The sequence below is a fragment of the Romboutsia sp. D33t1_170424_H2 genome (assembly GCF_015669105.1).
GTDB lineage: Bacteria > Bacillota > Clostridia > Peptostreptococcales > Peptostreptococcaceae > Romboutsia_C > Romboutsia_C hominis.
Genome location: NZ_JADOZQ010000001.1, coordinates 161,865 through 174,786, shown reverse-complemented (window position 1 = coordinate 174,786; position 12,922 = coordinate 161,865). Strand labels below are relative to the sequence as shown.

General features: G+C 26.5%; 18 protein-coding genes. 2 read left to right on the top strand and 16 right to left on the bottom strand.

All coding sequences use genetic code 11. The features are described from left to right. Window position 1: 1 nt before the first annotated feature. Genes I4U66_RS00905 through I4U66_RS00885 form a run of 5 tightly spaced genes read right to left on the bottom strand, consistent with a single transcriptional unit; the run spans window position 2 to window position 3,776 of the window. Window positions 2-718, bottom strand: a complete 717-nt coding sequence (locus I4U66_RS00905; protein ID WP_092927033.1) for a diacylglycerol kinase — start codon at window positions 716-718, stop codon at window positions 2-4. Between the two features lie 4 nt (window positions 719-722). Then, entirely contained in the window at window positions 723-1,184 is a 462-nt protein-coding gene (gene ybeY / locus I4U66_RS00900; RefSeq protein WP_195580866.1) for an rRNA maturation RNase YbeY, read from the bottom strand. Window positions 1,185-1,214: 30 nt separating this feature from the next. Next, window positions 1,215-2,207: a PhoH family protein gene (locus tag I4U66_RS00895; RefSeq protein ID WP_195236850.1), complete on the bottom strand. Its 993-nt coding sequence runs from the start codon at window positions 2,205-2,207 to the stop codon at window positions 1,215-1,217. Window positions 2,208-2,219: 12 nt separating this feature from the next. Then, window positions 2,220-3,527 (bottom strand): sporulation protein YqfD, encoded by a 1,308-nt coding sequence (gene yqfD / locus I4U66_RS00890; protein WP_092927039.1) that lies wholly within the window; start codon window positions 3,525-3,527, stop codon window positions 2,220-2,222. 12 nt (window positions 3,528-3,539) lie between these two features. Next, a complete protein-coding gene (locus I4U66_RS00885; protein ID WP_092927041.1) occupies window positions 3,540-3,776 on the bottom strand; it encodes a YabP/YqfC family sporulation protein in 237 nt (78 codons plus the stop codon). Between the two features lie 169 nt (window positions 3,777-3,945). Here I4U66_RS00885 and I4U66_RS00880 point away from each other — a divergent pair, with 169 nt between their 5' ends. Continuing rightward, on the top strand, window positions 3,946-4,920 hold the full coding sequence (locus I4U66_RS00880) for a hypothetical protein (RefSeq protein ID WP_092927043.1): 975 nt from the start codon (window positions 3,946-3,948) through the stop codon (window positions 4,918-4,920). A gap of 45 nt (window positions 4,921-4,965) precedes the next feature. On the opposite strand, the gene I4U66_RS00875 is transcribed toward I4U66_RS00880, so the two are convergent. The 4 genes from I4U66_RS00875 to I4U66_RS00860 all read right to left on the bottom strand — a co-directional run bounded on the left by I4U66_RS00875 (window position 4,966) and on the right by I4U66_RS00860 (window position 7,410). Continuing rightward, window positions 4,966-5,478 (bottom strand): HPF/RaiA family ribosome-associated protein, encoded by a 513-nt coding sequence (locus I4U66_RS00875; protein WP_092927045.1) that lies wholly within the window; start codon window positions 5,476-5,478, stop codon window positions 4,966-4,968. 157 nt (window positions 5,479-5,635) lie between these two features. Then, window positions 5,636-6,133 carry a TspO/MBR family protein gene (locus I4U66_RS00870; RefSeq protein ID WP_092927047.1) on the bottom strand — a complete coding sequence of 166 codons (498 nt, stop codon included), beginning with the start codon at window positions 6,131-6,133 and terminating at the stop codon, window positions 5,636-5,638. Between the two features lie 231 nt (window positions 6,134-6,364). After that, window positions 6,365-7,033: an LPXTG cell wall anchor domain-containing protein gene (locus I4U66_RS00865; RefSeq protein ID WP_195928309.1), complete on the bottom strand. Its 669-nt coding sequence runs from the start codon at window positions 7,031-7,033 to the stop codon at window positions 6,365-6,367. A gap of 131 nt (window positions 7,034-7,164) precedes the next feature. Further along, complete coding sequence (locus tag I4U66_RS00860; RefSeq protein ID WP_092927051.1) at window positions 7,165-7,410, bottom strand: (2Fe-2S)-binding protein; 246 nt, start codon at window positions 7,408-7,410, stop codon at window positions 7,165-7,167. A 252-nt stretch (window positions 7,411-7,662) separates the two neighbouring features. On the opposite strand from I4U66_RS00860, the gene I4U66_RS00855 reads away from it, so the two are divergent. Further along, on the top strand, window positions 7,663-8,508 hold the full coding sequence (locus tag I4U66_RS00855) for a patatin-like phospholipase family protein (RefSeq protein WP_166504952.1): 846 nt from the start codon (window positions 7,663-7,665) through the stop codon (window positions 8,506-8,508). Between the two features lie 32 nt (window positions 8,509-8,540). Here I4U66_RS00855 and I4U66_RS14780 read toward each other — a convergent pair whose 3' ends face one another. The 7 genes from I4U66_RS14780 to I4U66_RS00825 all read right to left on the bottom strand — a co-directional run bounded on the left by I4U66_RS14780 (window position 8,541) and on the right by I4U66_RS00825 (window position 12,918). Beyond that, window positions 8,541-8,663, bottom strand: coding sequence for a hypothetical protein (locus I4U66_RS14780; protein ID WP_271957181.1), 123 nt, complete (start codon window positions 8,661-8,663; stop codon window positions 8,541-8,543). Window positions 8,664-8,704: 41 nt separating this feature from the next. Next, window positions 8,705-9,085, bottom strand: a complete 381-nt coding sequence (locus tag I4U66_RS00850) for a GNAT family N-acetyltransferase (protein ID WP_195928308.1) — start codon at window positions 9,083-9,085, stop codon at window positions 8,705-8,707. Window positions 9,086-9,483: 398 nt separating this feature from the next. Continuing rightward, window positions 9,484-9,927, bottom strand: a complete 444-nt coding sequence (locus I4U66_RS00845; RefSeq protein ID WP_092927056.1) for a GatB/YqeY domain-containing protein — start codon at window positions 9,925-9,927, stop codon at window positions 9,484-9,486. A 28-nt stretch (window positions 9,928-9,955) separates the two neighbouring features. After that, a complete protein-coding gene (gene rpsU / locus I4U66_RS00840; RefSeq protein WP_021125460.1) occupies window positions 9,956-10,135 on the bottom strand; it encodes a 30S ribosomal protein S21 in 180 nt (59 codons plus the stop codon). A 154-nt stretch (window positions 10,136-10,289) separates the two neighbouring features. After that, a complete protein-coding gene (locus tag I4U66_RS00835; protein WP_092927058.1) occupies window positions 10,290-10,640 on the bottom strand; it encodes a histidine triad nucleotide-binding protein in 351 nt (116 codons plus the stop codon). Between the two features lie 223 nt (window positions 10,641-10,863). Then, window positions 10,864-12,165, bottom strand: coding sequence for a tRNA (N(6)-L-threonylcarbamoyladenosine(37)-C(2))-methylthiotransferase MtaB (mtaB, locus tag I4U66_RS00830; protein ID WP_092927060.1), 1,302 nt, complete (start codon window positions 12,163-12,165; stop codon window positions 10,864-10,866). Then, a complete protein-coding gene (locus I4U66_RS00825) occupies window positions 12,166-12,918 on the bottom strand; it encodes an RsmE family RNA methyltransferase (protein ID WP_092927062.1) in 753 nt (250 codons plus the stop codon). Window positions 12,919-12,922: the final 4 nt, after the last annotated feature.

Genomic DNA, 12,922 nt, shown 5'->3' with positions numbered 1-12,922 from the left:
TTTAATAAAACCATCCTATTTGATATACTGCTAACCCCACTAAAACTCCTAATATTGATCCTGCTACTGTTTCCCAAAATGTATGTATCTTTCCTTCAATTCTACTTTGTGCAACTAAAAACGCCATTAAATATGATAGCGTGGATTGTATAAGTCCACCTGTCATCATAGTTATCATTGTAGCCATTGCAAATGCTAATGCTGAATGTCCGCTTGGCATTCCACCTTTTAGTGGTGTTCCTGTATTTGTCAAGGTTTTTACTACTACAACTGCTATTAAAACTACTACTATACATATTAAAGTTATATGAAGTTCTGACCTTCTTATAGAGTTTATCAAGTTTTCAGCCGGTTTTGATATTTTATCATAAAACACTAAATAGCCTACTACAACTGAATTTAAAGTAGCTATTAATACTCCTCCAGCTGCTACGTCTTTTGATATTTTAGCTAATGGATGATGTTCTTCTGTTACCATGTCTATAGCTTTTTCAATAGCCGTATTAAACATTTCTGATATTACAACTAAGCTTATAGCCATAATTAAAGCTATCATCTCCATTCTAGAAGGCTTAAAAAACATACTAGCTACGAGTACTATTACAGCAACACAATAATGTATTTTCATATTTCTTTCTGACTTAAATGTATATAATATACCTTCTATAGCTACATTAAATGCCTTAACTATCCCCTGACGTTTTTTTGTCCCCTTCATAAACTTACTCCCTTGTTATACTTAACTTATTTAGTATATGCTCTTCCTTTTGTCTCATTTCTTTTGTATTTTCGTCAGTATCATGATCATATCCTAAAAGATGGAACATGCTATGACATACTAAAAAACATACTTCTCTTTCAAAGCTATGATTGTATTCTATACTTTGTTCAAAAGCTCTTTCTAAAGATACTACTATATCACCTAGTGATTTTTCTTCTAATTCTATATCAAAATCATCTTCACTTATCATTGGAAAAGATAACACATCTGTTGGTCTATCAATCCCTCTAAATTGCTTGTTTAACTCATGTATTTCTTTGTTGTCTACAAAAGATAAACTAACTTCATAATCATCGTCATATCCTTCATAGTCCAAACATTCTAATATGATATCTTTTATTTTCTCTATTAATTCTTCATTTATGTCCATTTTATCTTGTCTATTATCCATTATTAATTCCATTTTATTCACTTCTTCCTTAGTTATTTTCTTTTACTTTTTTTTATCTTTTTTGCTTTCTTTCTTATCTAATTCCTTATTGTCAAATCTATCATAAGCTCTTATTATTCTTTGAACTAATTCATGTCTTACTACGTCTTTGTCTGTTAATCTTATACTTCCTATTCCTTCTACTTTATCTAGTACTTTTATAGCATGAAGTAATCCACTTTTACTTTTTCTAGGCAAGTCTGTTTGAGTTAAGTCACCATTTACTACTGCTTTAGAGCCATATCCTAGTCTTGTTAAAAACATCTTCATTTGTTCTGGAGTAGTGTTTTGAGCTTCATCTAGTATTATAAAAGCATTATCTAATGTTCTACCTCTCATAAATGCTAAAGGTGCTACTTCTATAGTTCCTCTTTCTAAATATTTGCTAAACTTTTCAGGACCTAGCATATCAAATAATGCATCATATAATGGTCTTAAATATGGATCTACTTTATCTTTTAAATCCCCTGGTAAAAAACCTAAACTTTCGCCTGCTTCTACCGCTGGTCTTGTAAGTATTATTCTACTTACTTCATCCTTTTTAAAAGCTTTAACAGCCATTGCTACTGCTAGATATGTTTTACCTGTTCCAGCTGGCCCTATTCCAAAAGTTATATCATTTTTCTTTATTAAATCTATATATGTTTTTTGACCAAGAGTTTTTGGCCTAACAGGATTACCTTTTTTAGTTAATACTATAGTTTCTTCTAGGTCTTTTATCTTTTCTTCACTACCTTCAAATAAAAGAGATAAAGAATAAGATATACTTTGCTTGTCTAAATGTTTTCCATTTTGTACTGTTGAATGTAGTTCATCCATTAGTCTTAAGGCTTTTTCTACATATTTTTCTTCACCCATTAAAACTATATTGCCTTCTCTTAATATTACATCTATATTTAAAGCATCCTCTATCAATTTAATGTTTTCATCAAAGTTACCAAATAATTCTCTTTCAAACTTCTCTTCTGATACTATAAATTTCTTTTGTACTATCAATTTACGTCCTCCTTAGTTTGTATTTGAATTTTTATCTTTTTCTTTGCTTTTATCATTTTCTTCTTTATCTTTATCTTCAAATTCATTTCTTATATCATTAATCGGTCTTTTATCAGGATTTTTAGGAATTTCTTCCTCTGACTCATTTTTTTCACTTTCTTTTATATATTCCTCTGCTTCTGACTTGCTAAGTGCGTAAGTATGCGCAATATTCTCAGTTGTTTGTACTGTTAACACATATTCTAACATATTATTTTTATTTACTTTATAATCATGGTCTACTTTTATGATTCTAGCTGATGGAGGTATAATATATTCTATTTCTTTTTGAGCCCTTTCTGATATTTCTTTTTTCAATTCTTCTTTATTCTTGCTTATCTTTTTATTCTTAGCTTCATAGAAAGTACTTACTTCAATTTTTATAGGAAAAGTATAATCTCCTATAGATAATTTATGTGTTTTGTTTTCTATAATATAATCCTTATACTTTATATTTCTCCTTAATGTATATTTTTTATCATAGAAACTTATGGTATATACTCTTTTTTTATTTCCTGTTTTTTCTTTTATAGTATCTTCATAGCTATCAGTTTTTTTAACTTCATAAAAAGTTGTTGCCCATATTTCAGGGAGAGACTTTGTATTTGCGCCACTTACTAACACATCTCCCTTTTTTACTATATCTCCAGGATTTACACTTGGGTTTCCACTTCTTGGTATTACCTTTTCTATTATACCATTTTTACTAGCAATTATATTACAATAATTTGAATCTTTAGTAGATTTTAGAGTTTCTGCTTTTTTCGTTACAGTTACAAATATATTTGTACCTTTAACATTTATAGATATGTATGCTATATCATTAAATTCTAACATTATATGGTCTCTTATTTCTTTTCTATCAATATTCTTTTTATAAACTCCAGGCTTTAGTCCTGCATTATATAGCTCTTTTCGTACATCATCTTTGTTTATCCCTTCTGGAACCTTTATGTATATATCTGTTACAAATTGAGATGTCATAATAAGTAAAAACAACGATATTATAGCACAAATCCACATTCCCTTTAATTTATAGATTCTCTTAAGTATAAAGGGTACACCTGTTTTTTGCTTTACCTTTATATCAAAATTATTTCCCCTATAAGCTCTTTTTAAATCCTTCATATCTTCTCTATTTACACAAAATTCTATTTTAGTCTTACTTATTCTTTTTACATTATAAACTTTTACATTACTTCTTATTAAAAGGTTTATAAACTTTTCTATCTCCACTCCCTCTACACTTATAACATAATATCCCCTTATATAGCTTATCATACGTATTTCCCCCTAATCTATATATTCTACTGTGTATATAACTCCTTTTACACCTATTTCTTCTTCTTGTATATATTTAAGTGAAAGATCACTTCCACATATTTTTATTGTTTTTTCTCTAGTTTTTATTTTTATTAAATCTGATTCATAGGTGATTATAGATATATAATTTTCTATACTTACGAAGGTATTTGAAATTATAGTAACTGTTGGTTTATTTACTAACAATTCTTCTGAAATATCTATCATACTATTCCTCCTTAATTTTTTTACTTATTTTTCTTTTATGGAATTTAAGCCTAATAACTCAATACTAATATGATTATTTTTTTATTTAAATAAAGTCAGCGTGTAAACTTATAATATCTATTTGAATAAAATATCTATATATTTATGTTATTAAAAAAGAGGTGATTAAATGAAAAATATTTTTGTAAAAATCATACAAAATTGCATTTACCTAGATATATATTTAAGCTATCTCATAGATTATTCTTATTCGATTGATACGTTAACTTCTATAAAAGAGGAAAATAGTAGGAATACGAAGCTACTCTCTCAACTTTATAAAAATATATATCATAATTCTCTAGATAATGAATTTATAAGAACAACAAATTCATTATCCATAAATGAGGTAGATTTAAATTCTATACTTATACTTAGCTTTAATATACTTTCTGATCTAAAACGTTTAAAAAAATATGCGATAAGTAATTATTCGAAAAATATACTTACATCTCTTAATAATAGTTATTTTAATTTAATTTCATCTATGCAATCTTTATATCCATTAATTAAACCTAAATCTAAAATTAACTTAAGAAATTCTTATAATTTATCAAGTGACTCACGCATATTAAATATATGCGAAAAAACAAAAGATGATACTTTAGATACTACTTCCGATGAATATTTACGTTTTATTTGTATAAAAACTATAAATGCTATATTTGATGATTCTCTTTGTGAAGAATCTATAATAGATGAAGATTTTGATATATTTTTCGATAATAATGATGCACTTAAGTTTTATCAGTATTTTTTTAAGACTAAAAATAAAATTTACAAAATAAGAATTTCTAAAAAAGATAATAAAATATTTTATATCTATCAGCGACCATATTTTAATTTAAAAATTCTTCCTATTCAAAGCAAAGATTTTTATCAAAAAATAGTTGATGAATTTTTAAAAAATAAATTAAGTAATTCTTATAATGATTTATACTATGATAAAAACTATATAAAAACTTATCAATATGATAATATAATTGAAAGTTATACATTTAAATATGATTATAAACATAATAATCTTAATAAAAGTTTATATATAAATATAAATACTCTTAATTCTCTAGTATATGAGTTGCTTCTTCTAGAGAATAAAATATAAAAAATACTGAGAAAAATCTCAGTATTTTTTATAAGCTACATATCTTTATTCATGCTCTATTAATCCATACCCACCATTTTTCCTTTTATATACAACATTTATTTCATAATTATCTTGATTTCTAAATATAAAAAAATTATGTCCTAAAAGTTCCATCTGAAGTACTGCCTCTTCTATGCTCATAGGTTTTAGATTGAATTTTTTTCTTCTTTTTATTATTATTTCATCATCTTCTTCAGCTTCTTCTGAGTCTTTTATTATTAATGGGTCTGTACTAAATTTCAATTTTGATTTATACCTTATTAGCTTGCTATATACTTTTTCAAAGGCAGCATCTACTGCAGAGTACAAGTCTTCATTTATACTTTCCACTTTTCCAATATTTACATTATCTTCACTCATTAAAACCTCAATGTTATACATGCTTTCATCTTTTTCTATAATAACTTTGACACATCCATCTTCTAAAGAGCTTTTTAACTTATCAAATTTTGAATTAATATACTCTTTTATACCATCCCTTAATTCTACATTTCTACTACATATACTACGTTTCAATCAAATCCTCTCCTTAAAGTCTAATAAAATTGTATTTTATTTTTCACTTTATAGTCTCCCTTAATTTAATCATTGGCTTCTACTAATGTTTTATATTATAAGTTTTTTAATTATGATTAATTAAGTATATGTAGTATGTTATATATTGTTGCTTGTTCTATTTATTTATTATCCATATAAAATAATTTAAATATAAAGCATACATAAGCCATAGAATATACGGTATATTTATATAAGTTGCTTTTTTATTTATTTTAAAGAATTTATATGTCATAACTATTACAATTAACAATATTATTACAAGCACTATTAATGCTGTTAGTCTTAAATCAAATCCAAAAAATAATATGCTCCATAAAAAATTAAGTCCAAGTTGTAACCAATAGTAAAACATTGCATCTTTTACTTTAGTAGATTCATAACCTTTTTTTAATATTAAATAAGCTGATATTCCCATTAATATGTATAGAATTGTCCATGCTATTGGAAATATAAAGCTGGGTGGTGCAAAGTCTGGTTTTATTAAACTTGCATAGTTGGCTGCTGTATTTGTTCCTGCTATTATTTGAGATATCATACTACTAGCATATCCTACTACTAGTGGTATGAGGACACTTATAAAAAAATTTATAACTTCTTTTACGGATATAATCAAAGTTATCCCCCTCTTTTCATTGTTTTCTTATTTATAAGTATGTACAAGTTCTCTTTTTTATGACAAGTTTATTTTCGGTATGTCAATATAAAAAATCATATATATAATTTCATAAGCAGTATTTCTATTTCTCAAATTTTATAGTTTTTAATTATAGATTATCAACAAAATAGGTAACTTATGATTTCTTAATATAAATAAAAGCCAATTCTAATTAGAACTGGCTTTTATTTATATATTATTCTTTTTTCTTTTTTTTATTATAAATACAATGATACCTATTAAAGCTATAATACCAACTACTAATATAGCTATATTTTTTATATTAGGTATTTTAACTTTAGCATATATATTATCTACTTTTCCTAAGTTAAAATTCCAATTATATGTATGTATACCATCTTTTTCTGAGTTAGATGTTGCATTTGATTCTATCAATTCTAAAGGTGTATTTAAGTGGAAATTCAAATCAAAACCAGAACCAAGTAGACCTAACATACCTACTTCTTCACTACTCATATTTTTTTGCATATAATCTTTTAGCATTATGTTAACATCATATATATTATATAAAAATTTATCTTCTTGATTTATTTTTATTAAATCAGCGTATTTGCTTAAATCCTTGTTGTTATCAATTTTTATATCTTTGATATTTCCTATGTTTTCTGTTATTTTATAACCTGTTTTTCCTGGTTCTGTTATTTTTTCTACATTAGAATATGATTCTTTTAATTTGGCTTCATCTATACCTTTCATTAGGTAATCACTACTTAATATTTGTGCCGATGCACTTATATCTCCCTTTTTGTCTATATCTAATGTTATGTCTGTATTTACACAACCTGTCAAAACAAAAATAGATATAAATATTGTTATTAATGTTGTTAGTTTTTTCATATTATCCTCCAGTTGTTATTGCTATGATTATTTTACCATATTATATGGAAAGTATTTAAATTTTATATTTTAATTCATAATTTATTCCATTTTTAATATAATATAAATACAAGCAAAAGGATATACAAATCTTAATTAGATTTATCTTTACTTTCGTTTTTAGATTTTATAGCTTTGTATACAACTCTTTCAATAGAAGCGTTACATCTTCCACATCCCATACCAGCTTTTGTTTTTTTCCTTACTTCATTTATAGATGTTATCCCTTCATTTACCGCATTTTGTATATCAGCTTTAGTTACTTCAAAGCAACTACAAACTACTTTATTTTTGTTGTCTTTGTTTTCTTTATACTTTTTAATTATATTCTTAAGCATTTTATACTCCTTAAACTTTTATAATATTTATATTGTACCCATAGTTTCATACTTAAAAAACATCTACTACAAAGTGTTTTCTATTTAGTAAATACATTTTTCAAGTATTTTTAATTTTATCTAATAGATAAGTATTACTATATTTAATATAAATTTAAATAACTAGACAATATAAACTCCTTATACTATAATAGTTGCAAAGTAAATGAAGTATTTTATATTATGTAAATTTAAAATATAGAAAGGATAATTATGAATAAAATAGGATTAATATTAGAAGGTGGTGGTATGAGAGGAATTTATACTGCTGGCGTATTAGATTTTTTCATAGAAAAGAATATAGGAGTTGATATGGTTGTTGGAGTTTCTGCTGGAAGTTGCCATGCTTCTTCTTATTTATCAAAACAATATAAAAGAGCTTATCATGCTACTGTAGATTATGTAAATGATAAAAATTACTTAAGCTTTCGTAATTTAATTAAAACAGGTTCTATATTTGGTATGGACTTTATGTTTAACAAAATACCTAATGAGTTAAATGTTTACGATTACGATGCTTTTAATAAATCTACTACTAAATTTATAGCTGTTGCTACTAACTGTGAAACTGGAAAACCAGAGTATTTTACTTTAAGTGATTTAAGAAAAGATATTATTTATCTTCAAGCCTCTTGTTCTATACCTATGTTTGCAAATATAGTTGAGGTAGACAATTATAAGTTGGTTGATGGTGGAGTATCTGATTCAATTCCTATTGAATACGCTATAAATCAAGGATATAGAAAAAATATAGTAGTACTTACTAGAGATTATACTTACAAAAAAAATAAACAAAAATTTACTTCAATTGTAAAAAGAAGATATAAAGCTTATCCTAATCTTGTTAGTGCTATTGAAAATAGACATATTAATTATAATAAAAGCCTTGATTTAGTAGATGAATTATCTAAAAAGGGAGATGTCCTTGTTATTAGACCTAAAAAACCTGTTAAAGTTAGTCAAGTTGAAAAAGATGTTAATAAACTTACAGCATTGTATGAAGAAGGTTATAATGACGCAAAAGAGCTATACGATGAAATATTAAATTTTATAGTTTAAATTTAAAATTCAAATAAGGACTAGAAAAATTTCTAGCCCTTATAATAATCTTCTTTAGTTATCTCACATCTATGGATTTTTCCCATAACCATTTTACCTTGTAGCTTTATTTCTCTTTCTTCACTTCCTAAATATTTCATACCACATTTTTTCATTACATTACCTGATTTTATATTTCCGTCATAAAATTGTGCTTCTATTTTTCTAATTTTAAATCATCAAATCCAAATTTTATTAGCCTTGTTACAACTTCAGTCATTATGCCTTTATTCCAATAGTCTGGGTTTAGACAATATCCTAGTGTTGCTACTTTATTTTCTATTCTACAAAACCCTGATGTTCCTATAAATTTGTTATTTTCTTTGTATGTTATACCATAATCATAAGATATTCCTTGTTTATACCTTTCTATAAAAAAGCTTTCTATTAAATTTTTAGTATTTTCTAAACTTTCATGTTTTGGAAATGTCATATACCTTACTACTTTCTCTTCTTTTGCGTATTCATACATATCTTTTGCATTTTCTAAACACACCTCTTTTAAAATACACCTTTTAGTTACTAATATTGGTAGCATAATATCCCCTTTAATTAAAAATTTAATACACGCCATATATTAATGATTTTAAAATCCTTCGATTATATATATATATCTTAAGATTGTAGCAGAACATTATATATATTTCATTAGTCTTTATCTTTATTTATATGGATATATTGTTTTTCAATGGCTATAATTTAAGTAAGTCTTATTTTTTTATATTAATATGGTATGATTTTTATTTAAACTCGCTTTTAGAAACTCTATATCTATTTTTTTATATAATATTTTAAAGGAGGATTTTATATGGATATTCTATTGGATATAGGTGAAATTATTGCCGACTTTATATTAACTATATTTTCCGGTGATGACTTAAAAAAATTAAATAAGCACATTAAAAAACCTAGAGACTAGTCTCTAGGTTTTTCTATCTATTGTAAGTTAGCTTTCACTAACTCGTTTATTAGTTTTCCATCAGCTCTTCCCTTAACTTTAGGTCTAACAACTGACATAATTTTTCCCATATCCTTCATAGAAGTAGCTCCTACTTCAGATATAGTTTCTTTTATAATTGTGTTTAGCTCTTCTTCGCTTAACTGTTGAGGTAGGTACTCTTTTAAAACTTCGATTTCAGCCTCTGCTTCACTTACTAAGTCTTCTCTTCCAGCTTTTTTAAACTCAGCTAAACCATCTCTACGCTGTTTTAACTGCTTAGCTATTATATCTATAATGCCTTCATCATCAAGCTCAACTCTATTGTCAACCTCGAATTGCTTTATAGAAGCTCTTATTAAAGTTACCACAGATTTTCTTACTGTATCTTTATTTTTCATAGAAGACTTTAAATCTTCTTGTAACTTTTGTTTAAGGGACATTACCCTCACCTCTTTATTTCTTTTTTAACTATTTCTTAGCGTTTTTTCTTCTAGCAGCTTCTGCCTTCTTCTTACGTCTAACGCTTGGCTTATCATAGTGCTCTCTTTTTCTAACTTCAGACATGATGCCAGACATTGCACATGAACGCTTGAATCTTCTTAACGCGCTGTCTAATGTTTCGTTTTCTCTTACTCTTACTTCTGACATTTCATTTTCCCTCCCTCCGATAGTGCGAATTCTGCTGTGTCTATAACAAAGATTATAACATTTATATGTATTATAACCTCACACTTTGTTTATTATAAACTACTTTTATTTTTTTTTCAAGTATTTTATTTAAGAAGAATTTTTTAAATTTTTCTTACTTATTCATAGCTTCATACATCGGTAATTTTTGGCCACCTAGTATATGATAATGAAGATGTTTTACTTCTTGACCTCCATTTACGCCACAGTTGTTTATAACTCTGAAACCATCTTTATCAAAGCCTTGTTCTTTAGCTATTTTGTTTATCACCTTATGTATATGCGCCATTATGTCCATTTGTTCCTCAGATATATCTATTAAACTATCAAAATGTTCTTTTGGTATTACTAATATATGTATAGGTGCTACTGGATTTATGTCATTAAATGCTAATACTTTATCATCTTCATAAACTTTAGAACATGGTATTTCTCCATCTATTATTTTACAGAATATGCAACTCATAATATTTCTCCTTTTTGTTTATTATTTAACTTTTTAGGCTACTTAATCTATTTGTATATAATATTTTACCTACTATTATTTAAAATGCCTTACACAAACCTTTAAACGCGTATTACGCAATTTTTTTAATATATACTGTATTTAATTAAATGTACTAAAAGAAATTATGACAGTTTTTATAAATAGCCATAATTTCTTTTAAGTCATTTTATATTTCTACATATTATACTAAAATTCCTTCTACAAATTCATCATTAACCTTAGTTATCTTAACTTTAAGTATTTGACCTTGTATATCTTTTTCACTATCAACTATAACTCTTATATAATTAGTTGTTAATCCTTCAAATTTATTATCCTTCATTCTATGTTCAAATAGTACTTCTACTTCTTTACCTTCATATTTTGATGCAAACTTTTTAAAGTTTGTATGACCTAAAGCTATAAGCTTATCACTTCTTAACTGCTTCATTTGAGGATCTATTTGATTTTCCATAGTTGCAGCTGGTGTCCCTTTTCTTGGTGAATATTTAAATACATGCATTTGTGAAAGTTCTATTTCTTCTAAGAATTTATTTGTTACACTAAATTCTGCATTAGTTTCCCCTGGGAAACCTACTATAATATCTGTTGTTATTGCAACATCAGGTATATGTGCTCTTAATCTATCAACTATTTCTTTGTATTCTTTAGTTGTATATCTTCTATTCATTCTCTTTAGTGTTTCGTCACATCCACTTTGTAATGATAAATGATAGTGAGGACACACTTTGTCCATTTTAGAAACTTCTTCAACAAACTCTTCTGTGAATAATACTGGTTCAACTGAACTTAATCTTATTCTTTCTATGTTTTCTATTTCATCTATTGCTTTTATAACAGTTAATAAATTCATATTAGCATCTGTTACATCTTTTCCATAAGATGCAACATGTATACCTGTTAGAACTATTTCTTTGTATCCTTTATCTGCTAATTTGTTAGCTTCATTTACTATACTTTCTAAATCTCTACTTCTTACTTTTCCACCTCTAGCATAAGGTATTATACAGTAGGAACAAAATCTATCGCATCCATCTTGTATTTTCATAAATGCTCTAGTTTTTCCGTTTGTTTGATTTATTTCTATTTCTTCAAAGGCTCTTACCTTCATTATATCATCTACTGTACTAGCTTTTTGAGATGCATCTAGTTTTTTAATTTCTTCAACTATTTGTCTTCTTTCGTTAGTACCCATTACTAAGTTTACTTCTTCTATCTCAAGTATTTCTTCTGGTGATACTTGAGAATAGCAACCAACAACTGCTATTATTGCGTCTGGATTTTTCTTTTTCATTCTTCTTATATATTGACGTGATTTTCTATCACTCATATGTGTTACTGTACAAGTGTTTATAACATAAACATCTGCATAGTCTTCGCTTTCAACTTGAACATATCCATCTTTTTTGAACATTTCAAGCATAGCTTCTGTTTCGTATTGATTTACTTTACAACCTAATGTGTAAAATGCTACTTTTTTCACTTATGCTTGTCCTCCTAAGTCACTTAATTCATATAAAACTATAGAAGATGCTACTACTGATGCCGTTTCAGTTCTTAGTATTCTAGGTCCAAGAGATACCGATTGACCATTTATATCTTCTATTTGTTTAATTTCTTCTTCTGCAAATCCACCTTCTGGGCCTACAAATATTCCTATATTATTTATATCTATATCTTTTATAGCTTGTTTTATAGACTTCGTTCTTTCATTTTCATAAGGAACTATATTAAAGTCATTATTTTTCATATCAGCTAATGCTTCTTCGAAACTTAAAACGCCTCTAAGTGTTGGTATTTTTCCTCTTTTACTTTGCTTTGCAGCTTCGTATATTATCCTTTCCCAACGCTCTATTTTTTTGTCTTCTTTTTTATCATCAACTTTGGCTACACTTCTTTTAGTTTGTACTAAGATTATTTCATCCACTCCAACTTCTGTTAACTTTTGAAGTATCATTTCCATCTTAGGACCTTTTGGTAACCCTTGGTATAGCCTTACTTTAAGGTCTGATTCTCTTTTTATATCTATAGTTTCTACTATATCTAGAGTTACTTCTTCTTTAGATATACCCGAAATCTCTGCTATATACTCATTATTGTCATTGTCACATATTTCTAGGCATTCTCCAACTCTACATCTTAAAACTTTTGATATATGTTTTACGTCTTCACCTTCTATTATGCAAGTGTTATTTTCTAGGTTTATGTTTTTCTTTTCTACAAAAAATCTATCCATAATT